22 protein-coding genes are annotated in these 26,744 nt (G+C 69.3%); 10 read left to right on the forward strand and 12 right to left on the reverse strand.

Annotated features, from left to right (window positions below; all coding sequences use genetic code 11):
* Nucleotides 1–105: 105 nt before the first annotated feature.
* From rpoH to ychF, 9 genes are all read right to left on the reverse strand, one after another.
* On the reverse strand, nucleotides 106–1,029 hold the full coding sequence (rpoH, locus tag CDN99_RS17865; RefSeq protein ID WP_088386250.1) for an RNA polymerase sigma factor RpoH: 924 nt from the start codon (nucleotides 1,027–1,029) through the stop codon (nucleotides 106–108).
* Between the two features lie 158 nt (nucleotides 1,030–1,187).
* Nucleotides 1,188–3,932 carry a CHASE domain-containing protein gene (locus CDN99_RS17870; protein WP_088386251.1) on the reverse strand — a complete coding sequence of 915 codons (2,745 nt, stop codon included), beginning with the start codon at nucleotides 3,930–3,932 and terminating at the stop codon, nucleotides 1,188–1,190.
* Between the two features lie 142 nt (nucleotides 3,933–4,074).
* Nucleotides 4,075–5,421 (reverse strand): MFS transporter, encoded by a 1,347-nt coding sequence (locus tag CDN99_RS17875; protein WP_158218877.1) that lies wholly within the window; start codon nucleotides 5,419–5,421, stop codon nucleotides 4,075–4,077.
* The gene (locus CDN99_RS17880; RefSeq protein WP_088386253.1) at nucleotides 5,418–9,635 is read right to left on the reverse strand and encodes a non-ribosomal peptide synthetase; all 4,218 of its coding nucleotides are present in this window, start codon (nucleotides 9,633–9,635) and stop codon (nucleotides 5,418–5,420) included. The genes CDN99_RS17875 and CDN99_RS17880 overlap by 4 nt, the downstream gene beginning before the upstream one ends.
* Complete coding sequence (locus CDN99_RS17885; protein WP_088386254.1) at nucleotides 9,632–10,063, reverse strand: carboxymuconolactone decarboxylase family protein; 432 nt, start codon at nucleotides 10,061–10,063, stop codon at nucleotides 9,632–9,634. The genes CDN99_RS17880 and CDN99_RS17885 overlap by 4 nt, the downstream gene beginning before the upstream one ends.
* A 12-nt stretch (nucleotides 10,064–10,075) precedes the next feature.
* Nucleotides 10,076–11,428, reverse strand: coding sequence for a hypothetical protein (locus CDN99_RS17890; RefSeq protein WP_088386255.1), 1,353 nt, complete (start codon nucleotides 11,426–11,428; stop codon nucleotides 10,076–10,078).
* Between the two features lie 19 nt (nucleotides 11,429–11,447).
* Entirely contained in the window at nucleotides 11,448–12,197 is a 750-nt protein-coding gene (locus tag CDN99_RS17895; protein ID WP_088386256.1) for a hypothetical protein, read from the reverse strand.
* Between the two features lie 257 nt (nucleotides 12,198–12,454).
* Nucleotides 12,455–13,159: a 4'-phosphopantetheinyl transferase family protein gene (locus tag CDN99_RS17900; RefSeq protein ID WP_088386257.1), complete on the reverse strand. Its 705-nt coding sequence runs from the start codon at nucleotides 13,157–13,159 to the stop codon at nucleotides 12,455–12,457.
* Nucleotides 13,160–13,272: 113 nt separating this feature from the next.
* The gene (gene ychF, locus CDN99_RS17905; protein WP_088386258.1) at nucleotides 13,273–14,367 is read right to left on the reverse strand and encodes a redox-regulated ATPase YchF; all 1,095 of its coding nucleotides are present in this window, start codon (nucleotides 14,365–14,367) and stop codon (nucleotides 13,273–13,275) included.
* 151 nt (nucleotides 14,368–14,518) lie between these two features.
* Here ychF and CDN99_RS17910 point away from each other — a divergent pair, with 151 nt between their 5' ends.
* The 6 genes from CDN99_RS17910 to CDN99_RS17935 all read left to right on the forward strand — a co-directional run bounded on the left by CDN99_RS17910 (nucleotide 14,519) and on the right by CDN99_RS17935 (nucleotide 20,689).
* On the forward strand, nucleotides 14,519–15,628 hold the full coding sequence (locus tag CDN99_RS17910; RefSeq protein ID WP_088386259.1) for an FAD-dependent monooxygenase: 1,110 nt from the start codon (nucleotides 14,519–14,521) through the stop codon (nucleotides 15,626–15,628).
* 19 nt (nucleotides 15,629–15,647) lie between these two features.
* Nucleotides 15,648–16,394 (forward strand): DsbC family protein, encoded by a 747-nt coding sequence (locus CDN99_RS17915; RefSeq protein ID WP_088386260.1) that lies wholly within the window; start codon nucleotides 15,648–15,650, stop codon nucleotides 16,392–16,394.
* 1 nt (nucleotide 16,395) lies between these two features.
* Nucleotides 16,396–16,863, forward strand: coding sequence for a DUF3429 domain-containing protein (locus CDN99_RS17920; protein WP_088386261.1), 468 nt, complete (start codon nucleotides 16,396–16,398; stop codon nucleotides 16,861–16,863).
* A 71-nt stretch (nucleotides 16,864–16,934) separates the two neighbouring features.
* A complete protein-coding gene (locus CDN99_RS17925; RefSeq protein ID WP_088386262.1) occupies nucleotides 16,935–18,692 on the forward strand; it encodes a M61 family metallopeptidase in 1,758 nt (585 codons plus the stop codon).
* Complete coding sequence (locus tag CDN99_RS29360; protein WP_088386263.1) at nucleotides 18,677–19,813, forward strand: DUF3108 domain-containing protein; 1,137 nt, start codon at nucleotides 18,677–18,679, stop codon at nucleotides 19,811–19,813. Before CDN99_RS17925 ends, CDN99_RS29360 begins: the two co-directional genes overlap by 16 nt.
* 87 nt (nucleotides 19,814–19,900) lie before the next feature.
* Nucleotides 19,901–20,689 (forward strand): enoyl-CoA hydratase, encoded by a 789-nt coding sequence (locus CDN99_RS17935; protein WP_088386435.1) that lies wholly within the window; start codon nucleotides 19,901–19,903, stop codon nucleotides 20,687–20,689.
* Nucleotides 20,690–20,717: 28 nt separating this feature from the next.
* Here CDN99_RS17935 and CDN99_RS17940 read toward each other — a convergent pair whose 3' ends face one another.
* Complete coding sequence (locus CDN99_RS17940; protein WP_088386264.1) at nucleotides 20,718–21,152, reverse strand: putative toxin-antitoxin system toxin component, PIN family; 435 nt, start codon at nucleotides 21,150–21,152, stop codon at nucleotides 20,718–20,720.
* Nucleotides 21,149–21,403, reverse strand: a complete 255-nt coding sequence (locus tag CDN99_RS17945) for a hypothetical protein (protein WP_088386265.1) — start codon at nucleotides 21,401–21,403, stop codon at nucleotides 21,149–21,151. Before CDN99_RS17945 ends, CDN99_RS17940 begins: the two co-directional genes overlap by 4 nt.
* A 303-nt stretch (nucleotides 21,404–21,706) precedes the next feature.
* Between CDN99_RS17945 and CDN99_RS17950 the strand changes: the two genes are divergently transcribed.
* The gene (locus tag CDN99_RS17950; RefSeq protein WP_088386266.1) at nucleotides 21,707–21,997 is read left to right on the forward strand and encodes a DUF4148 domain-containing protein; all 291 of its coding nucleotides are present in this window, start codon (nucleotides 21,707–21,709) and stop codon (nucleotides 21,995–21,997) included.
* Nucleotides 21,998–22,282: 285 nt separating this feature from the next.
* Here CDN99_RS17950 and lysS read toward each other — a convergent pair whose 3' ends face one another.
* A complete protein-coding gene (lysS, locus tag CDN99_RS17955; protein WP_088386267.1) occupies nucleotides 22,283–23,836 on the reverse strand; it encodes a lysine--tRNA ligase in 1,554 nt (517 codons plus the stop codon).
* 152 nt (nucleotides 23,837–23,988) lie between these two features.
* On the opposite strand from lysS, the gene CDN99_RS17960 reads away from it, so the two are divergent.
* Genes CDN99_RS17960 through CDN99_RS17970 form a run of 3 tightly spaced genes read left to right on the forward strand, consistent with a single transcriptional unit; the run spans nucleotide 23,989 to nucleotide 26,743 of the window.
* A complete protein-coding gene (locus CDN99_RS17960) occupies nucleotides 23,989–25,044 on the forward strand; it encodes a Gfo/Idh/MocA family protein (protein WP_088386268.1) in 1,056 nt (351 codons plus the stop codon).
* A gap of 2 nt (nucleotides 25,045–25,046) precedes the next feature.
* Entirely contained in the window at nucleotides 25,047–25,643 is a 597-nt protein-coding gene (locus CDN99_RS17965) for an acyltransferase (RefSeq protein WP_088386269.1), read from the forward strand.
* Nucleotides 25,640–26,743, forward strand: a complete 1,104-nt coding sequence (locus CDN99_RS17970; RefSeq protein WP_088386270.1) for a DegT/DnrJ/EryC1/StrS family aminotransferase — start codon at nucleotides 25,640–25,642, stop codon at nucleotides 26,741–26,743. Before CDN99_RS17965 ends, CDN99_RS17970 begins: the two co-directional genes overlap by 4 nt.
* Nucleotide 26,744: the final 1 nt, after the last annotated feature.

The raw sequence follows: 26,744 nt of genomic DNA on the forward strand, positions 1-26,744 counted from the left end.
ACGTGGCCGTGGCCGTGGCCGTGGCCGTGGACGTGGACGTGGGTGACCGTTGTCGGAAATGAAAAGGCCCCGCGGTGCGGGGCCTTGTCGTTGGAGCGGGGAGGCTCAGGCCGCGACCGCCACGTTGGCAGTCATCGCCTTGCGCATCTTCTTCATGGCGGCGACTTCGATCTGACGAATGCGCTCGGCGGAGACGCCGTACTCGGCGGCCAGCTCGTGCAGCGTCATGCCACCGGAGCTGTCGTCGTTGACCTTCAGCCAGCGCTCCTCGACGATGCGACGGCTGCGCGGGTCCAGCACGTCGAGCGCCTGCTTCAGGCCGTCGCTGGCCAGGTGATCGCGCGAGCGCGCCTCCAGCACGCGGGTCGGCTCCTGCGAGTCGTCCGCCAGGTAGGCGATGGGCGCGTAACTCTCCCCGTCGTCGTCGGTCTGCGGCTCCAGCGCGACGTCGCCGCCGGACAGTCGCGTCTCCATCTCCAGCACTTCCTCGCGCTTGACGTTGAGCTTCTCCGCCACGTGGGCGATCTCGCTCTCGGTCAGCGACGAGCGCTGCTGATGGTCCGAATGCTCTTTCAGCGCGTGCTTCATCGAGCGCAGGTTGAAGAACAGCTTGCGCTGCGCCTTGGTCGTGGCGACCTTGACCATGCGCCAGTTCTTGAGGATGTACTCGTGGATCTCGGCCTTGATCCAGTGCATGGCATAGGACACGAGGCGGACGTTCTGGTCCGGATCGAAGCGCTTGACGGCCTTCATCAGGCCGACATTGCCTTCCTGGATCAGGTCGCCCTGCGGCAGCCCGTAACCCAGGTACTGGCGCGAGATCGACACGACCAGGCGCAAGTGTGACATCACCAGCCGCCCGGCGGCATCGACGTCGCCTTTGGACTGCAGGCGGCGGGCGTAATCCTGCTCTTCCTCCGCGGTCAGCAGCGGCAGGCGATTGACCGCGGTGATGTAGGCATCCAGGTTCCCCAGTGACGGCACCAGGGACCAGGGATTGCGGACCTTCAACGCAAGACTGTCGGACATGAGGGTGTTTCTCCTGTACCGGCCCGGTCTTCCGGGCTGGTGTTCGGGAATATTAGCACTCAAGCCAGTCGAGTGCTAACCGTCCTGAAAACAGGCTGACCCTGGAAGGGCTACCTGCCTTTCCAAGTCTGTCAGCGGCTTCTTAGGGTTCACTTAAGTCATTGACGGGATTGGGAAATCGGCAGCTCGAAGCTGAAGGTCGCCCCGTTCCCGGCGCTGCTGGACACCTCCAGCCGGCTGCCCATCAAGCCCAGCAGCCGCTGCGTGATCACCAGCCCGATGCCGGTGCCCTCGATCCCGCCGACCTCCCGGCCGAGGCGGTTGAAGGGCTGGAAGAGCTGCGCCCGCTGCGCCTCGGTCAGGCCGGGGCCGGTGTCGGAGACGCTCAGCTCGATCGCCGTGTCGCCGACGCGCCGGGCCCGCAGCCAGACCTGCCCACCCTCGTGGTTGTACTTGATCGCGTTGCTGAGCAGGTTGGTCAGGACCTGCTTGAGCCGCGTGGCGTCGGCGCGCAGGGCGTGGGTGCCCGGTGGCAGGTCGATGTCGACCGTCACCCGGCGGCGCTGGCGCTGGGACTCGACCATCGCCAGGCTGTCCGTCGCGATCGGCACCAGGTCCAGGTCGTCGATCTGCACGCGCAACTGGCTGGCGTCCAGCCGGGACAGGTCCAGCGTGTCGTCGATCATCTGCAGCAGGTGCCAGCCGGACTGCTGGATCTGCGTCAGCCAGCCGCGCTGGCGCGGGTTGAGGGCGGATTCGTGGTCCACCTCCAGCAACTGGGCGAAGCCGAGCATCGCGTTCAGCGGCGTGCGCAGCTCGTGGCTCATGCGGGAGAGGAACTCGTTCTTGGCGCGGTTGGCGGCGAGCTCCGCCTCGTGCGCGCGCTCCAGCGCCGTCAGCCGCAGTTCCTCGCCGATGTCCTCGACGATGCCCAGCAGCCGGTACGGCTGGCCTTGCGCGTCGCGCAGCAGGCTCACCGTGCAGCGGACGGTGATGACGCGCCCCTCGGCGCCGATGTAGCGCTTGACGCGGCTGTAGCGGTCGAGCTCGCCCCGGATCAGCGCCATGCCCAGCCGGCTGTCCTCGGCTCGGTCGTCGCGATGGGTGATGGCCATGATGGAACGGCGCTTGAGCAGTTCCGCGTCCATGCCCAGCAACTGGCAGAAGTAGGGGTTGAGCTCCTGGGGCCGGGCGTTGATGTCGGTGAAGACGATCCCCACCGGCGCGTGCTCGATGATGCTGCGGAAGCGCTCCTCGCTTTCGCGCAGGCGATGGATGGCCTCGTCGACGAGCCGGGCGACGCGCGCGGTGCTGCCGGTCACGATCAGCAGCAGCAGGCCCAGCAGGGCGGTGCCGGCCAGGCCGGACAGCGCGAACGGCAAGGTCGAGTTGCCGTCCAGCGCCGGCAGTCCCCCAGGACCGTAGACGACCAGTTGCCAGGAGCGCCCGGCGAAGTCCATGTCGCGCTCCCGCCGGGGCAGCGTCGCGGGCAGGTTCAGGCAGCGCGGGTCCCCCGCCAGCAGCCGATGCGCGGTACCAGGCGTGGCATCGAGCAGGCAGTAGTCCAGATGGCGAGGGCGGTCCGGCAGCGCGTCGCGCAGCAGCGTTTCCGGCCGCAGGGTCGCGAAGGCCAGGCCCAGCGGGCGCCGCCGCGTGCCGTCGACATCGCGCGGCGCGGCGGACGAAGACGCGCCCTCCGCGTAGATCGCCCGGTAGACCACCACGCCCAGGACGTTGACACCGACATCCTGGGACAGCACGAAGGTCTCGCTGGCCGCCGGCTGCCCGGTCGCGATGGCGCGGTCCTGCGCCGCGCGTGCCTGGGGAATGCTGCGGATGTTGACGCCCACCGCGGCGCGGTTGCGCGGGAAGGGCGCGATGAGGCGCACCGGCAGCGCGTCGGCCGCGGCATCGGGCGCGTCGCCAGGGCGTTGGCGTTCATGGACGTGGAAGTCGACGTAGCCGTCGGCGCGTGCCGCGCGCTCGAAGGCCTCGACCTGATCCGGGGGCACCAGGGCGGCCCAGCCGACCGCGTAGACCCCGCCGCCGGCCCGGGCGCGTTCCTCATGGGCGCGCTCGAAGTCGACCCGGCCGATGCCGGGCGCCACCAGCAGCAGGCTGTGGTTGGCCTCCAGCGCGGCCAAGGGCGCCGTCAGCGAGTCGGCCAGCGCGTCGAGCGCGTTGAGGGCCTCCAGGTCGAAGGCGTGGCGGCGCCGGCTTTCCTCGTTCTGCGCGACGTACCAGCTCGCGCCGAACAGCAACCCGCAAGCCACGACGAGCGGCAACGCGACGCTCAGCCGCCGTGACGCCCAATGCGTGCGCGGCAAGCCGAACAGCGTCAGGGCGACCGGCGCGCCGATCAGCACACCGATCGCGTCGCCGATCCACCAGGCCAGCCAGTGCGCGCCGATCTGCGCCGGCGTGATCACGTCCGACATCCAGAGCGCCGCGACACCGAAGGTCGGGCTGATCAGGCATGCGATCCCCGCGACCGCGATCAGGAAACGCATCAGCTCGCCGGGTGCGGTCAGCGGCGGATGCTCGCCGGTCCAGCGTCGCGCCAGCCACGCGCCCAGCCCCGCCTGCGCCGCGCCGCCGAGACCGACCAACACGGGCTGGATCCAGCTGAAGTGCCCCCGATCGTGCGAGATCGCCAGGCTCACCAGCACGCCGCCGAGGACGATGCCCGGCAGCACGCGCCGGCCCCAGCGCACGACCGCGGCGACGGCCAGGCCGGCGGCGGGATAGATGGGGGAGACGTAGTCGGGCGGCAGCACCAGCTTCAGCGCCAGCACGCCGAGAACGGCATAGGCCAGGGCGATCACCGCATTGAGCAGCGCGAGTCGCGGCTGCGTCGCGTCCCGTGGGCGGGCAGGCGTCTCGAGGGAGGGCGCTTCGGTCATGCCGCCCAGACTAACGCCGGCGCCAGGGCGTCGATAGCGAGAGTTGCCCCGCTCCAGGACCGCTGTCCCGGGAATCCAACGCCGATCCCACGCCGATTGGCGGGACGACGCGGCGGGCCGGCCGCCTGGCGGATGCCCGGAGCTAGGGCGTCGTCGGTCCCGGGCCGCGCGCGGGATGCGGCGGCGTCGGAGCGCCGACCGGGCTCGAGCCCGCGCGTGCCAGGAACCCTGTCCTGGTGGCCGTCGCGATCACCAGCAGCATGCCCAGCCCCATCGTGCTGAGCATCAGCCCCAGCCGTCCGGCCTGGCCGGTGCCCCACCATGCGCCGATCCGCGGCAGATGGCTGTTCAGGGCGTCCAGCAGGCCGCCGAACACCCAGGTGGACAGCGGGATGGACATCGCGATGGCGAACGGGTTGAGTCCCCACGAGATCATGCGGCGGATGGCGAAGACGCGCCCCTGGATCTCGACCGGCGTCTCGGTCCGCCACAGCACCTGCGCGGCCGCGTTGACGACCGGATGCATGAAGCCGAACAGGAACGTGCCCAGCGCAAACCAGGGCAGCGTCTGGGCCAGTCCGAAGACAAGCACGCCGCAGGCGATGCCGCTGGCGCCCAGCAGCACGCCTCGCTCGAACGGCTTGATGCCGCCGGTGGCGGTCATCAGCACGCCGCCCAGCACCAACCCACCGCTGCCGGTGGCCATGACCAGCCCCAAGGTCCCGGCGTCGGCGAACGACAGGACCAGCGGAGCATTGACGGTGACGAAGGTGGCGCAGCCCAGGTTGAGCACGGCGATGAACACCAGCAGGCGCAGCAGGTGCTTGCGGGCCCAGATCCAGCGCATCCCGAAGGCCGGATCCCCGAACACCGCGCGCAGCACGGAGGTCTGGCCCGCCGACGCGGGCGGCGCGGGCAGCTGGATCGACAGCACGATGGCGATGCTGCACACGAACGACACCACGTTGAGCAGCAGGATCGGGGACAAGCCCGCCAGGTGGAAAAGCGCGGCGCCCACGATCGGGGCGGCGACGGTGGAGGTGGCTTGCACCGCTTCTTCCAGCCCGCTGATCCGGGCCAGGTGCGGGCCCGGCGTGATCAACGTGACGGTCGAGGTGAGCGCGGGCCAGCGCACGGTCTGGATCGAGGACAACAGCACCATCACCGCCGCCGCGCCCGTCACGGAGAAGCTGTCCAGGGCCACGGCCAGCAGCGCCGCGGCGACGACCAGCAGCGAGGCCGCGTCGCAGCTCACCAGCACCCTGCGCTTGGGCAGCCGGTCCACCAAGGCGCCGGAGAACGGCGACAGCAGCAGCGCCGGCAGCGCGGCCATGAGCGCCAGCGTGGCAAAGATCGTGTAGGAGCCGGTCTGCTGGAATACCCAGACATCGATGGCGAAGCTGGTGGCCGCCGCGCCCAGGCCGCTCAAGCCCTGCGCCAGCACGAAGGACACCGGGCGGATCAGCGGACGATGGCGGTCGAGGATCATGAGTGCCCTTGAATGGCGGTGGCTGGAACGGCCCGGCGCCGTGTGGACAGGATCTCCCCGATCTCCTGTCCCAGGCGGACGGCATGGGCGCGCGACACGATGTCGTAATGCCCGGCGTCGTACCGGCGAACGCGCAGGGCGGCACCGTAGAGCGTCTCCCATCCCAGCGCCGCGCAGTGGCGCGTTTCGCGCGTGGCCACGAACAGATGGGGCACGAGGTCCAGCGCGGTGGGGGCATGCGCGGCCAGCCCTTTGACGATGCGTCGATGCGTGCGCGACTGCCGCGCGTCCAGGTGCGGTGGCACCGGCGGCTCGCTGCCCGAAGGCCACTCGTACTGGGCACGCGTGTCGATGAGGAACAGGGCTTCCACCTGCTCACCCTCGCGCGCCAGGAGGCGCGCCGCTTCGTGCGCGATGGTGCCTCCGGCCGACCATCCGCACAGCCGATAGGGCCCCTGGGGCTGCACATCGCGAATCAGCCGCACGTGCCGATCCGCCCATTGCGTGATCGACAGCTCCGGTGCCGAGCCTTCGTCCGGCGAACGGACGCAGAGCCCGTACACCGGCATGTCGGCGGGCAGGCCGGCCGCCAGATTGACGGCGTAGGCCACATCGCCGTCCGACCCGTGAATGCAGAACAGAGGGGGCTGCGCGCCGCCGCTGCGGACGGGGACCGCCTGCCACTCCGCGGCACTGCCTCCCCCCGCCGCCAGCGCCAACTGGCTCAGGATCGGCGTGGCGAGCACTTGCCTGAGGGTGAGCGACATCCCCAGGTCCGGGCGGCTGGACAGCGTGGCCACCAGACGAGCCGCCAGCAGCGAATGGCCGCCCAGGCTGAAGAAGTCGTCGTTGCGGCCGACCGTCCCGACGCCCAGCAGATCTTGCCAAAGCGCGGCCATGGCCCGCTCATCGTCCGTGCGCGGCACCTCGTCATCCGTCCCGAGGTCCTTGGCGCGGTCTTGGCGCTCCAGGCGGGCCCGCTGGGCCTGTCCGTCCCGTTCCACCGACAGGGCTCGGCGGTCGAGCTTTCCGGACGGCGTCAGCGGCAGCCGGTCGAGCACCACGAAAGTGGCGGGCAGCATGTAATCCGGCAACCAGTCGGCGAGGGACTTGCGCATCGTCTCGGCACGGCAGTCCGCCGCGTCCGAGGGGACGACGCAGGCATGCAGCGTCGAGCTGCCCGTCGCGTCCGGCTCCGCCAGCACGGCGGCTTCGCGCACGTGTCCGGTGCGCAGCAGCGCCTGTTCGATCTCGCCCAACTCGATGCGGAAGCCGCGGACCTTGACTTGGGCATCCAGCCGGCCGATGAAGGCGAGGCTGCCGTCATCGAGCCATCGGGCGCGGTCCCCGGTGTCGTACATGAGGGCGCCGGGCGGGCCGAAGGGGCAGGGGATGAACTTCCTGGCGGTCAGCTCTGGCTGCTTCAGATAACCCAGGGCGAGGCCCGCGCCGGCGATATGGAGCGTGCCCGGCACGCCCGGGGGGACGGGCCGCAGTTGCTCGTCGAGCAGGTGGATGGCGGTGTTGGCGATCGGCCGGCCGATGGGGATGGGCCGTTGCAGCGGCGCCAGCGGCTGCGTGTGAAGCGTGGCGTAGACGGTGGCCTCGGTGGGGCCGTAGCCGTTGACCACGGTGACGTCCAAGGGCGCCAGGGCGTCGTGCAGGCGCTTCTCGTCCAGCGGCTCCACGCCCAGCAACAGGCGCGAGGGCGGCACGATGCCCTGCGCGACGAGCGTCGGCAGCAGCCGGGCGATATGAGGTGGCAGATAGGCGGTGGAGACGCCCTGCCGGGTCGCCCATTGCAGGAACGCGCGGGGATCCAGGCGGGCATCCTCGTCCGGCAGCGCGACGCACGCGCCGCTGCACAGCGGGAGCAGCCACTCGAAGATGGAGACGTCGAAGCTGCAGGACGTCCACCAGGAGAAGCACTCGCGAGGACGGGACGGAAAGCGCGCGAGCCAGTCGTCCATCAGGTTGACGACGGCGCCGGCGCCGACCAGCACGCCCTTGGGCGTGCCGGAGGATCCGGAGGTGTAGATGCAGTAGACGGGCGAGTCAGGGGTGGAGACCGGCCGCTGGAGCAACCGGATGGCCGGCTGGTCGAGGATCGCGTCGACAGGCAGGGCCTGCGCGCGGTGGGTGGCCCAGGCCGCGATAAGCGCGGACTGCGTCAGCACCAGCGTCGCGTCGGTCTCCGCGAGGATGTGGGCCACGCGCGCGGGCGGCAGCGCCGGGTCGAGCGGGACGAAGGCCGCGCCTACGCGCAGCACCGCCAGCATGGCGGCAACGAGATCGGGGCCGCGCGCCAGGCACACCGGCACGAGATGGCCCGGCCCGATGCCGCGCTGCTGCAGGGCGCCGGCGATGCGCTCGACGCGGGCATCCAGTTCCGCATAACTCAACGCGCCTTCGGAGGACACCACCGCGCGCCGCTGGGGATGCTGCCGCACATGCCAATCGAACATGTCCTGCGGCGAGACAAAGTCGCCCGACGCACGGGGGCTCCGACTGTCGACCTCGTCGGCCGGTCCGGTCGGCCATGCGGTATCCAGCAACGCGTGAACGCGCTGGCGGCACGACCCGGTCGCCGTGTCGAGCAAGGCCAGGTAGTCATCGACGATCCGGGCGGCGTCGCCAGCGCTGAACATGTCGCTGCGGTACTCGACCACCAGGTGCATCGGCGTGTCCCGATCCTCGCCGCGGACCACGACGATCACGTTGATGTCGAACTTCGCCGAACCGTTGGGCAGCCCCTCCTCGACATCGACCGCCAGGCCCTCGAAATCGGACCGCAGCGGCAGCGCATCGTGAAAGGAGAAGGCGACGCGGAACGGCGATGCGCCGCGGGTGCGATGCGGGGTCTGCAGGCGCTGGATCAGCTCGGTCATCGGCACGCCGCCATGGGCGAGGGCGAACTGCACCCGCTCGCCGGTGCGCCGCACCAGCGCGTCGAAACCTTCGTCCCCATCGGCATCGAAGGGAATCATGACCGGGTTGACGAACATGCCCAGCGTCGACTGGTAGCGCAGCGACGGCCGGTTCGCGACCGAGGTGCCGATGATCAGACGGTCCTGGGCGCCGTGGCGCACGCACACCAGGCCGAACACGGCCAGCGCCAGCGTGAAGGGCGTGGAATTCAGGCTGGCCGCCGCCTGGAGCAGGCGCTGGCAGCGCGCCGCACCCAGCGCCCGGCGCTCCTGGGCCCCTCGGTGGCTGCGCGGTCCCGCCGGCTGGCGGTGGGCGAAGGGCGGGGGCAGGGTCAGGAACGGCTCGACGTGGGTCCGCCAGGCCTGGACCTGCTGTTCGCAATGCTGCGATCGCAGCCAGTCGCGTTCCTCCCGGCAGAAGTCGCCGAAGCGCGCCTCGATGGCCGGGAGCTGGAGCGCACGGCCGCGGACCAACGCGTTGTAGCAGGCCTGCAGGTCCTGCAGCAGCACGCGGAAGGAATGCCCGTCATGGATGATGTGGTGCTCAGTGATGAGCAACAGATGCTCGTCGTCGGCAAGGCGAAAGAGGTCCCAGCGGAACAGGGGCGGCCGTGCGAGGTCGAAGCGGCTCGCCAACACCTGGTCGATGCCTTCGCGCAGGGCTTCCTGCCGATGTTCCTCGTCGAGCATGCCGAGGTCGAGGAAGGACAACGCCGCGGGCCGGGCGGGCAACTCGTGCCGGTGCAGGCGGCCGTCCACGAGGGTGAACGAGGTGCGCAGGATCTCGTGGCGTTCCACGAGCTGGTCCATGGCCTCGCGCAGACAGGGCAGGCTCAGCGCGCCCCGCATGCTCAGCCGGGCGTGAAAACGATAGGCCAGCCAGGCATCGTCCAACTGGTCGAGAAACCAGACCAGCTCCTGGCTGCAGGACGCGAGGCTGTCGCCGGCGTTGTCGCCGCTTGGAGGCGGCGCCGCGGAGGGGCGGACATGGGCGTCGAGGGCCTTCCGGATCTGCCTCGCGTAGTCCGCGACGCGCGCATCCGGCGCGGCGATCGGCAAGCGCAGCGTCGTGCCCAGGCGATCGCCGATGGCCAGCGCCGCGTGGATGGCGGTGATCGACGTGCCGCCGATCATCGACAGGCGGTCGTCTGCGTCCACGTGGGCCAGCCCCAGCAGCTCCGCCCAGGTGGCGGCCACCACCTGTTGAATGGCGTCGGCGCCGTTCGCGCAGGTTTCGCGCCCTTGCACCTGTCCCGTGGCGGGAGCTGTCGTCGCGCGATCGCTCATGCCGAGGACGCCTGTCGGTTCTGAACGGCGGCGTGCCGGGGCGCGCTCGACGGCAGGCCGGCGCGCTGCTCCAGCAAGGTCTGGAACTGGCGGGCCGCGTTGGTCGCCCGGGCATTGCCGGCCAGCACCGCCACCTGGATGAACACCTCCCGGATCTCATCGGGGGACAGGCCCAATTGCAAGGCCGCCTTCAACTGGAAGTCCAGTTGCCCTTCGCAGCCGCCCAGCGTGCACAGGATGGCGAGCGTCATCAGATGGCGCGACTTCAGGTCGATCGCGGTCCGGCGGTAAGCGAACCCGTAAATGCTGTCGACCGTGTGGTCCACCAGATCCGGGAACATGGCCCGATAGGTGTGCTCGGCATGGTCCGTGATGCCTGGGCTGAACTGCTCCAGCAAGTCCGCGTTGCGTTGAATGGCGTTGGTCATGGCGGGTTGGCTTCAGGAAATGGATGGCGGGGGCGCCTTGACCAGCGTGCCGGTGATGGCCATCGCCGAACTGACGGCCATGGCCACCTTGCGCTGCATCGGATTGCGTTCGATGCGGATCAGCGGCGCGGCGCAGCGCTCTCCGAAAACGAAGGGGTTGTAGGTGAAGCTTCCTGGGGTCGAGGCCACCGCGCCCTGTGCGTCGACATAGGCGAAAGGCAGTTGCGGCGAGCGCAGGTTCTCCTGCGCGATCCATTGGCCGCGCTCCTCGAAGGCGCGACCCAGGAGACCGCTCCAGTCGGCCTGGCTGCATTCGGCGCCCAGGTGCACATGCTCCGTGGACTTCGAGTGCGAGCGCTTGAGGACGAACAGCCCGCGCTCCGCTTCGAGCAGTGCCTGCAGCTCGTGGCCGCGCCCTCGAAAGCTCACTTCGCGGGGCCCGACAAAACGTGTCCACGGCACGTAGGCGGCGATCAGCGCGCGTTCGTCCTGGGACAGGGCGGGCGTGTGCGCCCGCGTGTCGCCCGGGTCGACGGCCTCGCTCAGCGACGCCAGGATCAACTTGCCGTCGACGCCGAGGTCCGCCGGGTCCGACATGACGCAGGTGCGGGTGTGCCGCGCGGCGGCCAGGGCAGCGATGACCGGGGCCATGGCTTGCGGGGGATGGGTGAGCGCGCCGAAGCGCCAGATGAACTGATAGTCCCGCTCGCCGTCCGTCATCCATTGCGGTCCGGCCCGCAAATCGTCGGCCAGCACGACGCGGGCACGGCAACCGGGCACCTCGCGGTCGAGCGTCTCGGCCAGTCGATGCACCAGCGCCGCGTGATAAGGGCGGAAATGCGGATAGGTGATGAGCGCCAGGTTGAAGACACGCTCATCGCATTGCTGTCGCAGCGAGCGCAGCAGTTCGCAAAGCACCGGAATGACAGGCGGGGCGTGCAATCGATCGTCGGGCAGCAGGAGGCGAAAGCGTTCCTGCACGTAGTCGACTTCGAAACACCCGCCGACGCCGGAATCGATGTTGAGCTCGAGGAGCTTCAATTGCCCGTCGACGAAGATACCGTCCGGTCGTGCCACGACCGGACGCCGCGGGCCATCTAGATAGGCGGCCACGAGGTCCCGCTGGTCCGGGCGCGCCCATCGCAGCGAGTCGCCGGTGGCGTGGGCCCAGCGACGCGCCAGCGTGAGCAGCCGGGGCAGGTCGCGACAGGTGTGTTCATACAGCGCTGCATCCACCTGCAGCGGCTCCACGGAGAACTCCCCGAGTCCGTTGCAAAAGCCGCGCTCATCCAGGCCGCGCCGCGTGTCGTTCCACCAGCCCGCATTCAGCGGCGAGCTGGCAGCCCATCCAGGAGTTGTCAGCATGAAGCTCCCCGTCGTGCCGTCAGGCGTGCGCGCCTTCGCGGCGTCGCCGTGCCGCGTCCAGGATCGTGGGGACGTCCGCCTCCGACAGCATGAAAGCCTCGGTCAGCGTGCGACTGGCCGCGTCGTCCACCAGCAAGGCGTCCAGGGCTTGCAGCGTGTAGGTCAGATGGAAGACCTCGTCCCGGGAGATTCGTGCAAGCAGTGAATGGATGGCGTCCCGGTCCGGGCCGGGGTAGGTCTCCAGCAGGCAGAACCAATGCGTCAGGATGACGGCCGTGCGCAATTCGAGGACGTGCAGGATGGAGAGAAAGGCCACCAGATCGCCATTGGCCCATTGCTGGTAGGCGGCATAGGCGTCTCGCGCCAGCAATCCCTCGGGCGCTCCGGCGGGGCTCGGCGCGGGGCGGCCGGCGTATTGGGCGAATGCATTGCCGTGCCCCACTTCATCGAGTGCGTGTCGAGTCAGCAGCTTTGCGTATTCGCCGCGATAGTCGCGCAGGAAGTCTTCAATGAAGACGCCGCCCCAATACTCTGTCCACACGTATTCAGCCAGCTTCTCCTGCCTGAGCAATGGATCGGCATAAACTGATGAAGTGGCGGCCAGCCGCTGCGGGCCCGCCCAGGCCAGGCGGGGGGAGACCTCGGCCAGCGTGGCGGCATATCGGCCGCGGAGGCAGGGCGCGCAGCCGCTCAGGCGCCGCAGGATGGCGTCGGGCGTGAGCGGAACGGCGGCGCGTTCCAGTTCCGATTGGGACGTCGCGGCGTTCATTCGGTTCCGCGCATTTCAATGAACGGAACGGCCCGGCCGGCAATGGCGGCGGGGCGTGGAATCGACTGAACGCGGAATGTCGGCCGCAATGGCCGATTGATTTCGATGAGCATTGGAATCCTCCCTTGCAATGACACCGACCGTCTGCGCGGCTGCGATGATTCATTGGTGGAGAGGATCGTCTTATGCGCTCAATGAATTAGCAATCCTTGGAAATGTCGCATTGACAAAGAGGAATGCCGTGTTAATTGGATGAATCAATTACGTCGCGCAATGAGCACTGCGCTGTAGACGCGTCGAGTGTCGAACGCGAAGCTCACGGACACTTCCAGGGGCCGCAACAGGTCGCCCAATGACGCCTCGACCGGAATGATCCGGAGCGCACCGTCCGATGCGGGTTCGACCCGCGCGTCGGCGAAGTCCAGATACCGCCGGCACGACGGAAAAACGGCCTTGAAGAAGGCTTCCTTCAAGCCGAAGGCCACGACCTCGGGCGGGCAATGGAGAGGACACAGGTGGTCCTGCAGTTGCTTCAACTCGTTGGGGCCGCATATGGACCTGGCCACGTCGGGAGACAGCGAGGCATTGGCTTCGGCATCAATGCCGATGCCGATCCAATCGTGACGGCTGGTCACCGCGGCCGCGCAGTAGTCGGCGGTGTGAGTGATGCTGCCCATCAGCCCGGCGGGGAACAACGGCTCCCGGTGCGGACCGACGCCGATGGGGCCGGGGGACAGGCCCAGGCGCCGCATCGCCTCGCGCGCGCAATTGCGCCCCGCGGTGAATTCCCTGACGCGTTTGGCCACGGCGCCCTTCACGAAGGGAACCTCCTCAGGCAGCAAGCCGGTCTCCCACAGGCTCCCGGACTCCGCTTCCACGACCACGACCTCGGTCGGAAGCAAGCGATCGAACATCGTCGTCATGGGCGCGAGCATGCCCGAGGCCTCTTCGGGCGTCGACATCGGGGCGTCGGGTCGATCACCGGCACTGAACTCCCGCCGCCGCGTCCCGCGGCAGCGGCCCCGGGCTTCCGGCCCTGTCAACGGCCGCGAGCCCTGGGGATGTCAATCGGCGCTCAGGTCGGGGAGAACAGGAAGTTCAACACGTCGCCGTCCTTGACGACGTACTCCTTGCCTTCCGCGCGCATCTTGCCCGCGTCCTTGGAGCCTTGCTCGCCCTTGAACTGGATGAAGTCGTCGAAGGCGATGGTCTGCGCGCGGATGAAGCCGCGCTCGAAGTCGGTGTGGATCACGCCGGCCGCCTGCGGCGCGGTGTCGCCGATGTGGATGGTCCAGGCGCGCACTTCCTTCACGCCCGCGGTGAAGTAGGTCTGCAGGCCCAGCAGCTTGAAGGCGGCGCGGATCAGGCGGTTCAGGCCCGGCTCGTCCTGGCCCATCTCGGCCAGGAACATCGACCGGTCCTCGTCGCTCATCTCGGACAGCTCGGCCTCGGTCTTGGCGCAGATCGCGACCACCGGGCCGTTCTGGGCCGCGGCGTATTCCTTCAGGCGGTCCAGGAAGGGGTTGTTCTCGAAGCCGTCCTCGGCCACGTTGCCGACGAACATCGCCGGCTTGGCGGTGATCAGGCACAGCGGCTTCAGGATGACCAGCTCTTCCTTGCTGAAGTCGATGGTGCGCACCGGCCTGGCCTGGTCCAGCGCGGCCTGGCACTTCTCCAGCACCTTCACCAGCGCGATCGCTTCCTTGTCACCGGCGCGCGCCACCTTGTTGTAGCGGTGCAGGCTCTTCTCGACGGTGCCCAGGTCGGCCAGGCACAGCTCGGTCTGGATGACCTCGATGTCGGAGATCGGGTCGACCTTGCCGTTGACGTGGATCACGTTCGGATCCTCGAAGCAGCGCACCACGTTCACGATCGCGTCGGTCTCGCGGATGTGCGACAGGAACTGGTTGCCCAGGCCCTCCCCCTTGGAGGCGCCCGCCACCAGGCCGGCGATGTCCACGAACTCGACGATCGCCGGCACGATGCGATCCGGCTTCACCACCTCGGCCAGCGCGGCCAGGCGCGGATCGGGCAGCTCGACGATGCCGACGTTGGGCTCGATCGTGCAGAAGGGATAGTTCTCGGCGGCGATGCCGGCCTTGGTCAGGGCGTTGAAGAGGGTGGACTTGCCGACATTGGGCAGGCCCACGATGCCGCATTTGAGGCTCATGGTGGACGCTTTCGGGAGCTTTCGGGAATCTGGCGGCGCAGGACGCGCCGCCGCGCACGCTTGTGGGCCGGCGACGACGCCCGCGGGCGCGAAACCGGCATTTTAGTCGGCTGCCCGGGCGCCCACCGAGCCCCTGCCTACAATCCCCGCCATGGAAAAGTTCGACGTCCTGGTCCGCGGCAGCGGCTGCGTGGGTCGCAGCCTGGCGCTCGCGCTGGGCGCCCGCGGCTTTCGCGTGGCGCTGCTGGCCCGCCCCGGCGCCCGGAAGCCCGACGCCGACGTGCGGGCCTATGCGCTCAATGCCCAGTCGGTCGCCCTGCTGACCCGGCTGCGCGTCTGGGAAGGATTGGCCGAGGACGCCCGCACCCCCGTGCACGACATGCGCATCCACGGCGACCGCGCCGGCGCCGAGCTGCATTTCAGCGCCTGGGAGCAGGGCGCCGGTGAACTGGCCCACATCGTGGATGCCGCCGCACTCGAAGACCAGCTGGATGCCGCGCTGCGCTTCGCGCCGCATGTGCACCGCGTCACCGAGCCGGTGCCCGCCACGCTGCAGGCGCTGTGCGAGGGGCGAGACACCGTCGCCGCCGCCGAGCTCGGCGTCGACTACGAACGCCACGACTATGGCCATCTCGGCGTCGCCACCCGGTTGACCGCCAGCCGCCCGCATCAGGGGCAGGCGTGGCAGTGGTTCCGCTCGCCGGACGTGCTGGCGCTGCTGCCCTTCGATCGTCCCGAGCCCGGCCGCAGCTACGGTCTCGTGTGGTCGCTGCCGCGCGAGCAGGCCCAGCGCATGCTGGCCGCCGGCCCGACCGAATTCGAATCGGCCCTGCTGGCGGCGACCGGCGGCGCCGCCGGCACGCTGAAGCTTGCCGGCGAGCGCCAGGCCTGGCCGCTGCAACTGTGCCGCGCGGACCGCCTTTGCGGTCCCGGCTGGGTGCTGCTCGGCGATGCCGCGCACCTGGTCCATCCGCTGGCCGGCCAGGGCCTGAACCTGGGCCTGGCCGATGTCCAGGCGCTGGTCGACGTGATCACCTCGCGCGAATCCTGGCGCGGCCTGGGCGACGACAAGCTGCTGCGCCGTTATGCCCGCGCCCGCGTCGCACCGACCTGGGCCATGGGTGAACTGACCGACGGCCTGCTGCGCGGCTTCGCCAGCCAGGTGCCGGCGATCGCGCGGATCCGCAACGAGGGGCTGCGGCTGGTCGACCGCGCCGGCCCGCTCAAGAAATGGCTCACCGCCCGCGCGCTCGGGCATTGAACGAACGATGGCACTCCGAATGAAACTGACGATGAAGTCCCGCAAGTCCTTGATCCTCGCGACGGCCATGGCCGCGCTCGGCCTGTTCGGTTGTACCGCGCAGGCCAACGAGGACACGATCCGCAAGAACCTCGCGACCGTCCTGCCCAAGGAGATCAAGATCGACGAGGTCCGCCCCAGCCCCATCCAGGGCCTGTGGGAGGTGCGCATCGGCAGCGAGATCCGCTACACCGACGCCGCCGGCCAGTACCTGGTCGAGGGCGAGATCCTCGACCTCAAGAACCGCCGCAACCTGACGCAGGACCGCGTCAACAAGATCACGGCGGTGGACTTCTCGTCGCTGCCGCTCAAGGACGCGATCGTCTGGAAGAAGGGTGACGGCAAGCGCCGCATCGCCGTGTTCGCCGACCCGAATTGCGGCTACTGCAAGCGCTTCGAGCGCTCGTTGCAGGACGCCAAGGACGTCACCGTCTACACCTTCGTCATCCCCATCCTGGGCGGCGATTCGCCCGACAAGTCCCGCGCCGCGTGGTGCGCCAAGGACAGCACGACGGCCTGGCGCAACTGGATGCTGGACGGCGCCGCGCTGCCCAAGCCGGATGCCAAGTGCGACGCCAGCGCGATCGACCGCAACCTGGCGCTGAGCCAGAAGATCCGCGTCAACGGCACGCCGGCCGTGATCTTCGAGGACGGCAGCCGCGCACCGGGCGCGATCAGCGCCGAGCAGCTCGAACAGCGCCTGCAGGCGCTCGAAAAGAAATCCTGAGATGACCGACCGCGCCGCCTCCATCGCACCGGCCGCCGCCGGGGCCTCGTCCGCCAACCCGATCGCGCTGCGGCTGGGTTACGCGGGGCTGATCCCGTTCGTCGTCGGCGCCGCGCTGGTGTGGCTGGTGCGCGAGGACGCCCACCCCTACGTCACCGACGGCCTGTCGCGTTACGCGGCGATGGTGATCTCCTTCCTGGGCGCGATCCATTGGGGGCTGGGCTTCCGCCAGACCGTGCCGTCGCCGGCGCCCTTCGTCTGGGGCGTGGTGCCGGCGCTGCTGGCCTGGATCGCGTCGACGATGCCGGCCTACGCCGGACTGGTCATCGAAGGCGTGCTGCTGATCGTCTGCTACGTGGTGGACCGCAGGACCTACCCGGCGCTGGGCGCGTCGTCCTGGCTGACGCTGCGTTTCCGCCTGAGCGCGGTGGCGGCGCTGAGTTGCTTCATCGCCGCGCAAGGCACCTGAACGTCGAGCGCTGAACGAAAACCGCCCAGCCGTCGGCCGCGGCCGGGTCAAGGCTTGGTAGCCTGCACGACATGACACCCAACCCGTCGATCCACTATCGCATCGCCATCGCGGACGCCCACGCCCACCGCTTCGAGGTGACGCTGACCGTGCCGGCGCCGGAGGAACGCCAGGTGCTGAGCCTGCCGGTGTGGATTCCCGGTAGTTACCTGGTGCGCGAGTTCTCGCGCCACCTCGGCGCGGTGAGCGCGAGGCAGGGCCCGCGCGAGGTCGAGATCCACCAGACCGCCAAGAACCGCTGGGAGGCCGATTGCGTCGGCCGCGCCGCGCTGGTGGTCACCTGCACGGTCTATGCCTTCGACACGTCGGTGCGGGCGGCCTTCCTGGACGCGCAGCGCGGCTTTTTCAACGGCACCGGCCTGTGCTTGCGCGCGCATGGCAAGGAGCACCTGCCGCATCGCGTCGAGCTCACCGGGCTGCCGGCCGGCTGGCAGGTCGCCACCGGCATGGCGCCGGTCGAAGGCGGCGGCGAGGTGTACGAGTCGGCCGACTACGACGAGCTGGTCGACCATCCCTTCGAGCTGGGCCCGTTCTGGCGCGGCGAGTTCGTCGCCGGGGGCGTGACGCATGAGTTCGTCGTCGCCGGGGCGCTGCCGGTCTTCGACGGCGAGCGGCTGCTGCGCGACACGCAGCGCATCTGCGAGGCGCAGATCGCGTTCTGGCATTGCAACAAGGGCAAGCCGCCGATGGGCCGCTATGTCTTCATGCTCAACTGCGTGGACGACGGCTACGGCGGACTGGAGCACCGCGCCAGCACGGCCTTGATCGCCGCGCGGCGCGACCTGCCGCGGCTGGGCCAGACGGACGTCGGCGACGGCTACGTGAAGCTGCTGGGGCTGATCAGCCACGAGTATTTCCACACCTGGAACGTCAAGCGGCTGCGGCCCGATGTCTTTGCGCGCTACGACTACGAGCAGGAGAACTACACCGATCTGTTGTGGTTCTTCGAGGGCTTCACCTCGTATTACGACGACCTGTTCCTGGTCCGCGCCGGGCTGATCGACGAGAGCCGCTACCTGAAGCTGATCGCGCAGACCTTCACCCAGGTGCTGAGCGCGCCGGGGCGCAAGCACCAGAGCGTGGCGCGCTCCAGCCTGGAAGCCTGGACCAAGTACTACCGGCAGGACGAGAACACGCCCAACGCCGTGGTCAGCTACTACGCCAAGGGCGCGATGGTGGCGCTGGCGCTGGACCTGTCGCTGCGCGGCGCGGAGCGCGCCAGCTCGCTCGATGAGCTGATGCGCGGGTTGTGGAAGGACACCGGCGGCGGACCGGTCAGCGAGGAACGCATCCTCGCCAAGCTCGCCGACCTGGGGGGCGAGGCCCTGGCGCAGACGCTGTCGACCTGGGTGCATGGCACCGAGGACCTGCCGCTGCCGCAGTTGCTGGAGCGCATGGGCCTGCGCTGGGGCCATGACAAGCCGACGCTGGCGCAGCGGCTGGGCGTGCGCGTCACCGAGGCGGACGGTGTGGTCACCGTCAAGCAGGTGCTGCTGGAAGGCGCCGGGCTGGCGGCCGGGCTGAGCGCCGGGGACGAGATCGTCGCCTGCAACGGCTGGCGCGTGCGCAAGTTCGAAGACCTGCCGTTGATGCTGAATCCGGTCGATCCGCAGCGGCTGTCGCTGCTGGTCACGCGTGACCAGCGCATGCTGACGCTGTCGATGGCGCTGCCGACGCAGGACAGCGCCGCCAGGCCGGTCTGCCTGGGCCCGCTGGACAAGGCCCCGGCGCGCGCGCAAAGCCTGCGCCGCGCATGGCTGGGGGGCTGAGCGGCCACGCCGGACGCGGGCGCGGCGCGCTCGCGCTGGCGGCGCTGACGCTGGCGGTGATCGCTGTCCATCTGGGGCTGCTCAGCGGCGCGCGCGACCTGCACGACAGCTGGATGCCGCGGACGCCGGAGCCCGATCGGCTGCAGGCGGCCTTCGTCCGCGAGCTGAAGCAGGCGCCGCCGCCGTCGCCCGCCGCGGGCGACACCGGCACGCCGGGGACGCCCAAACGATTCGATCCACGGCTGCCGCCATCGGTGGACGGCGTCATCGCGCCGCTGCGCCCCGACGTGGCCGCGAGCGAGCCGCCACCCGAGTTGCAGGCGCTGGTCGCGCCGCCGCCGCTGGCGGCGTCCGATGCGATGGGGGAATGGTCGCCGGGCCTCGAATGGCCGCTGTCGACCGAGCTCGACTACAAGCTGACCGGCGACTACCGCGGCCCGGTCTACGGCGACGCGCGCGTGCAGTGGTTGCGGGACGGCTCGCATTACCAGGTGCACCTGGAGGCGTGGGTCGGGCCGTCCTTCGCGCCGTTCATGACGCGTCGCCTGAGCAGCGACGGCGAGATCACCGCGGCGGGCCTGGTGCCGCGACGCTTCGATGAAGTGACCGGCGGACTGGCGGGCGGCAACCGCCAGTCGACGCTGCTGTTCGACCGGGGCGGCGTGCGGATGGCCAACGGCCGTCGCGAGCCCACACCCGACGGCACGCAGGACGCGGCCAGCCAGTTCGTGCAATTGACCTGGATGTTCCTGACCGGCCGGCAGGCGGCGCAGGGCGACCTGCTGATCCAGCAGCCGCTGGCGCTGCCGCGCAACGTGCACCTGTGGCGCTACAAGGTGCGCGGGCTGGAGGACGTGATCACGCCGATGGGCGCGATCCCGGCGTGGCACGTCGACTCGGACATGGACGACACGCGCGGTGACATGCAGGCCGAGTTCTGGCTGGCGCCGTCGCTGCAGTACATGCCGGTGCGGGTGCGCCTCTGGCAGAACCGGCCCAAGGACCCGAGGACGCACATCGACCTGGTGCTCAAGCAGGCGCCGCTGCAGGCGATGGCGCCCGCGACGGCCGGCTCGGGTCCGGCCCCGGGCGCGGCGCGGCCGGCATCGGCGCCCCTATAGTTGCCGCCATCCCGCCGCCGGGGCCATGAGCGCCAGCGGCCGTCATCGAAGCAGAAGGAGACTCCCATGACCCAAGCCCTGACCACGATGCCGTTCGAGAACATCCTGGTGGAAGTCGTCGGCACCGGCGACCGCAAGACCGGCCTGATCCGCCTGAACCGGCCCAAGCAACTGAACGCGCTCAGCGATCCGCTGATGCACGAACTGGGCCGCGCGCTGCTGGCCTTCGACGCCGACGACGGCATCGGCTGCATCGTGCTGACCGGCAGCGAGCGCGCCTTCGCCGCGGGCGCGGACATCCCGACGATGGCGCCGCACACCTTCATGTCGGCGTTCAAGAGCGGGTTGATCTCCAAGAACTGGGAAACCATCCTGCAGGTCCGCAAGCCGGTGATCGGCGCCGTGGCCGGCTTCGCGCTGGGCGGCGGTTGCGAGCTGGCGATGATGTGCGACTTCGTGATCGCGGCGGACACGGCGCGCTTCGGGCAGCCGGAAATCAAGCTGGGCATCATCCCCGGCGCCGGCGGCACGCAGCGCCTGCCGCGGGCCGTCAGCAAGAGCAAGGCGATGGACCTGCTGCTGACCGCCCGCATGATGGACGCGGCCGAGGCGGAGCGGGCGGGGCTGGTCTCGCGCGTCGTGCCGGCCGATCAGCTGATGAGCGAGGCGCTCACCGCGGCCGAGACCATCAACGGCTTCAGCGGGCCGTCGACGATGCTGATCAAGGAACTGGTGAACCTGGCCTTCCAGGGGCCGCTGACCGACGGTGTCGCGATCGAGCGGCGCTACTTCCATGCGCTGTTCGGCAGCGACGATCAGCGTGAAGGGATGGATGCGTTCCTGGCGAAGCGGGCGCCGGTGTTCAAGCACAAGTGAAGCCAGCGCTTGTGGGCTGTCCCCGGCTTCAGAGGCGTCCCGAAAGGGACAGCAGGGCTTGAGCGACTGTCACGATGGGAATGTCGTTGAAGCTCTTCATCGACAGGAGATCATCGTCACCCGACACGATCAACTCAGCGTGAGCTGCAAGCGCGCAAGCCAGTACATCGTCGTCATCGACATCGCGACAAGCCGAATGGGCCAGGCGACGAGCCGTGATCATGGTCGCGATCCTGCGGTAGTGGCCCACGATCTCCTCGGCCGATAGGCCGGTCGCGAGGACGTACTTGGCGAGTTTCTTCTTCGACAGGGTCGCGGCCAGTTCGTCGATCAGGATCCTGCTGGTGAAGAGTTGAACTTCGCGTTCGCTCACGGCTTCGATGACACGTGATGGCGTTCCTCCCCAGAGGAATGCCGACACCAGCACGTTGGTGTCGACGACCCAACGTGCCCGGACCGTCATTTCTCGGCGTGACCCTTCGACCGGCGTTCGCTGCGGACTGCCTGAACCTCGGCTTGGATGTCCTTCATCGACAGGGGCTTCGCCCGCGCAGCCCTGCCGTGCGCGGCTCCGCCCAGCAGCACTTGCGCGGCCCGCCGTTCCATGGCGTCTTTCAGCAAGGCCCGGAGAGCCTTGGGGGTCAGCAAACCGGCCGCCATGACTTCGCGGGCAAAGCGGTCGGGCAAGTCCAGCTTGAATTCAACAGTGGTCATGACTTCTTCCTTCGAGTCGCATTGCGAGAGCGGGGTGCGCCCGAGCTTGGGATTATGGGCAAGCTCAGTTGAACACCTGTTGTATCGACACGGCTTGGAGCAGCGCAGATGGGAAAGATCGATCCGTCATCATCATTGACCCATACACCTGTACGGTTATCGCGCAGCTGGTGATTGTTGACGATCGGTGAACGGTTCTTTCCAGTTTGCCTAGTGTTTCCCCTAGGCGCTCCTCCCTACAGTTCGGTCCATGGACGACGCGGAGTGCGGAGTCCGGTGCAACGAACCGTCAAGGAAACCGCCATGAACACGCTGAACAAGATTGCCCTGATCGCCGCCGCCCTGGTCACCACCGGTGCCGCGTTCGCCGCCGAGCCCGTCGAGAAGACCCGCGCCGAAGTGATCGCCGAGCTGCAAGCCGCGCGCGACTCCGGCGAAGTCGCCACCCTGAGCGCCGAGCAAGCCGGCGTCGGCGCCCTGAACAACGGCCTGACCGCCCCGACCTCGGCCCAGATCGCCGCCAGGAAGGCCGCCGAAAAGGCTGCCGTCGCCAAGAAGGGTGGCGCGACCGACGCCGTCAACGCCGCCAAGTAAACGGCACGGTCCCCTGGCCCCCGCCAGGGACGGCCCCCGCGACACAGCCGGATGCGCCGGCCGGCCCCGGGGGAGGAACACAAGCGGAAAAGGACACCCTCGGGTGTCCTTTTCTCGTTGGGGCGGCGGCGGCCTTCTCAAGTCCACGCCGCCTGCCGAGGCCCGGCCCATGTGGGGTCGAGCGCGGGCTCTCCGCGAGGCACGGGGCTCCTTCCAGGAGCCTCCAGCCTCACTCCGGCCCCAACCGCAGCCGTTGCCAGCCCCTTGATGGGCGCCGACGGGGTCTCAGCCTTCTCGACGCAGCGCCGGGAACAGGATGATGTCGCGGATCGACGGGCTGTCGGTGATCAGCATCATGAGGCGGTCGATGCCGATGCCGCAGCCGCCGGTCGGCGGCATGCCGTACTCGAGCGCGCGGATGAAGTCGGCGTCGAAGAACATCGCCTCCTCGTCGCCGGCGTCCTTGTTGGCGACCTGCGCCTGGAAGCGCGCCGCCTGGTCTTCCGCGTCGTTCAGCTCGGAGAAGCCGTTGGCGTACTCGCGGCCGGTGATGAAGAGCTCGAAGCGCTCGGTGATGGACGGGTTCGCGTCCGACGCGCGCGCCAGCGGCGACACCTCGACCGGGTAGTCGACGATGAAGGTCGGCTCCCAGAGCTTCTCCTCGACGACCGCCTCGAACATCCCGAACTGCAGCTCCGACAGGCCCCAGTGCTTGGGCGCTTCCTCGCCCAGGTGCTTGAGCTTGTCGCGCAGCACCGCGGCGTCGTCGGCCTCGGCGCCGGTCAGGCCGGCGTGCACGATCAGCGACTCACGCACCGACAGGCGCGTGAACGGCTTTTCCAGGTCGACCGGCTTGCCGGCGTAGGAGACCAGCGCGCTGCCGGTGGCGGCGCGGGCGGCGTGGCGGATCACTTCCTCGGTGAAGCTCATCACCTCGTGATGCGTCCAGTAGGCCGCGTAGAACTCCATCATCGTGAACTCGGGGTTGTGCCGGACGCTGATCCCCTCGTTGCGGAAGTTGCGGTTGATCTCGAACACGCGCTCGAAACCGCCCACCACCAGGCGCTTCAGGTAGAGCTCCGGCGCGATGCGCAGGTACATCTCCTGGTCGAGCGCGTTGTGATGGGTGATGAACGGCTTGGCGTTCGCGCCGCCCGGGATCGGGTGCAGCATCGGCGTCTCGACTTCCAGGAAGCCGTGCTCGACCATGTACGAGCGGATCGACGACACCGCCTTGGAGCGCGCCACGAAACGCGTGCGCGCGTCGCCGTCGGTGATCAGGTCGACGTAGCGCTGACGGTACTTCTGCTCCTGGTCGGTCATGCCGTGGAACTTGTCCGGCAGCGGCCGCAGGCTCTTGGTCAGCAGGCGCAGCGTGGTCACCTTGATCGACAGCTCGCCGGTCCGGGTGCGGAACAGCATGCCCTCGGCGCCCAGGATGTCGCCCAGGTCGAAGTGCTTGAAGTCGTTGTAGACCTCCTCGCCCAGCGCGTCCCTGGACAGGAACAGCTGGATCGCGCCGGTGGCGTCCTGCAGCGTCGCGAAGCTGGCCTTGCCCATGATGCGCTTGAGCATCATCCGGCCCGCCACCGTCACGGCGACGGCTTGCGGCTCCAGGTCTTCGTTGGCGGTCTCGCCGTACTGGGCCTGCAGCGGCTGGGCGCGGTGCTGGGGCTTGAAGTCGTTGGGGAAGGCCGCGACCCCCTTGGCCTGGGCTTTCTCGCGGATCGCGGCGAGTTTCTCGCGGCGTTCGGCGATCAGCTTGTTTTCGTCTTGCGCGGGTGTCGCGCCTTCGTGGGCGGGACGGGCATCGGTCTGGGGGGCTTGGGGCTGGCTCATCGTGGACTCGTTAAAGCTGGGCCGGATTTTAGGCGTTGACGCCGCGCCCGCCTCCGTCGCGTGAACGTCGCCGTCGGCATCGGGCATTTGCGCTCGTAAAATCGGTCGCTTCGCCCGCCCGCGCGCGGGCATCAAGCGGACCACGCGCCCCCATGCCTCAGTTCCCCATCCTGGACCGTCCCCTGCGCGTCGCGCTCGTCGGCTGCGGCCGCATCGCCAAGAACCACGTCGAGGCCCTGGCCCGCCACAAGGACCGCGCGGAGCTGGTCGCCGTCTGCGACACGCGCCCCGAGGCGCTGCAGGCCGCGGTGGCGCAGACCGGCGTGGCCGGGTTCGACTCGCTGGACGCGCTGCTGGCCGGCTCCGATGCCGACCTGGTGGTGCTGGCCACGCCCAGCGGCCTGCACGCGCAGCAGGCGATCACCGTCGCCCGCGCCGGCCGCCACGTGCTCAGCGAGAAGCCGATGGCGACCAAGTTCGAGGAAGGCCAGGCGATGGTCCGCGCCTGTCGCGACGCGGGCGTCAAGCTGTTCGTCGTCAAGCAGAACCGCCTGAACGCCACCGTGCAACTGGTCAAGAAGGCGCTGGACCAGGGCCGCTTCGGCCGCATCTTCATGAGCACGGTCAACGTGTTCTGGACCCGCCCGCAGAGCTATTACGACGCCGCCCGCTGGCGCGGCCGCTGGGACATGGACGGCGGCGCCTTCATGAACCAGGCCAGCCACTACGTCGACCTGCTGGACTGGCTGGTCGGCCCGGTGGACAACGTGCACGCCTATACCGCCACGCTGGACCGCGACATCGAGGCCGAGGACACCGGCGTGATGAGCCTGCGCCTGCGCCACGGCGGCCTGGCCAGCATCAACGTGACGATGCTGACCTACCCGCAGAACCTGGAAGGCTCGATCACCATCCTGGGCGAGAAGGGCACCGTGAAGATCGGCGGCACGGCGGTCAACAAGATCGAGCACTGGGCCTTCGACACGCCGCATCCGGACGACGAGCTGGTGAAGAACGCCAGCTACGAGACCACCAGCGTCTACGGCTTCGGCCACGCCGCGTACTACGACAACGTGCTGCAGACGCTGCGCGGCGAGGCGCAGGCGCAGGTCGACGGCTACGAGGGCCTGCGCTCGCTGGAGCTGCTGGTGGCCTGCTACCGCAGCGCGCGCGACGGCCAGCGCGTCGGCCTGCCGCTGGTCTTCTGATCATGGCGGCCTACTGGAAACACGACAGCGCCATCGTCGACGACGGGGCGCGGATCGGCGACAACACCAAGGTCTGGCACTTCAGCCACGTGTGCGCGGGCGCGCGCATCGGCCCGGACGGATCGCTGGGGCAGGGCGTGTATGTCGGCAACGACGTGACGATCGGCCGCAACGTGAAGATCCAGAACAACGTCTCGGTCTACGACGCGGTGACGCTGGAGGACGACGTCTTCTGCGGCCCGTCGATGGTCTTCACCAACGTCTACAACCCGCGCTCGGCGGTGTCCCGCAAGAGCGAGTACCGTCGCACGCTGGTCCGGCGCGGCGCGACGCTGGGCGCCAACTGCACCGTGGTCTGCGGCGCGACGATCGGGGAATACGCCTTCGTCGGCGCCGGTGCGGTCGTCAAGGGCGACGTGAAGCCTTACGCGCTGATGGTGGGCGTGCCCGCGCGCCAGATCGGGTGGATGAGCCGGCATGGTGAGAAGCTCGCCCTGCCCGTCCAGGGCCACGGCCGCGCCACCTGCCCGCAGAGCGGCGACCTCTACGAATTGAACGGCCAGGCGCTGCGCCTGGTCCAGCCGGAGCCCCAGGCATGAGCCTTCCCTTCATCGACCTCAAGGCCCAGTACGCCGCGCTCAAGCCCAGCATCGACGCGCGGATGCAGCGCGTGCTCGACCACGGCCAGTACATCATGGGCCCGGAGGTCAAGGAGCTCGAAGAAGCGCTGGCCGCCTACACGGGAACGAGGCACTGCATCACCGTCGCCAGCGGCACCGAGGCGCTGCTGATCGCCCTGATGGCGCTGGACCTGCAACCGGGCGACGAGGTGATCACTACGGCCTTCACCTTCGCCGCGACGGCGGAAGTGATCGTGCTGCTGGGCGGCGTGCCGGTGTTCGTCGACATCGAGCCGGACACCTGCAACCTCGACCCCTCGCTGATCGAAGCCGCCATCACGCCGCGCACGAAGGCGATCATGCCGGTCAGCCTCTACGGCCAGGTCTGCGACATGGACGCGATCAACGCGATCGCGGCCCGGCACGGCGGCATCCCGGTCATCGAGGACGCGGCGCAGAGCTTCGGCGCGTCGTACCAGGGCAGGAAGTCCTGCGGCCTCGGCACCTGGGGCGCGACCAGCTTCTTCCCGAGCAAGCCGCTGGGCTGCTACGGCGACGGCGGGGCGCTGTTCACCGACGACGACGCGCTGGCGCAAGCCGCGCGCGAGATCCGCGTCCACGGCCAGAGCCAGCGCTACACGCACACCCGCGTGGGCGTCGGCGGTCGCATGGACACGCTGCAGTGCGCGGTGGTGCTGGGCAAGCTGGAACGCTTCGACTGGGAGATCGCGCGGCGCCTGGCCATCGGCGATCGCTACCAGCAGCAACTGGCCGCGCTGCCGCTGCAGCGCCTGGCGGTGCGCGAGGACCGTGACTGCGTGTGGGCGCAGTTCACCGTGCAGGTCGACCGTCGCGAGGCGGTCGTCGAGGCGTTGAAGGCGGCCGGCATCCCGACCGCCATTCACTACCCGCGGCCGTTGCACCGCCAGCCCGCCTACGAGCAGCGCTGCCGCGCCGCGACGCCGCTGCCCCATTCCGAGGCCGCCGCGCGGCGCGTGATGAGCCTGCCGATGAGCGCGGATCTGAGCGAAGCCCAGCAGGACCAGGTCGTCGCCGCGCTCCGCGCCGCGCTGGCCTGAG

Origin of the sequence: Roseateles aquatilis, from assembly GCF_002205645.1 — a bacterium.
GTDB classification, from domain to species: Bacteria; Pseudomonadota; Gammaproteobacteria; order Burkholderiales; family Burkholderiaceae_C; genus Roseateles; species Roseateles aquatilis.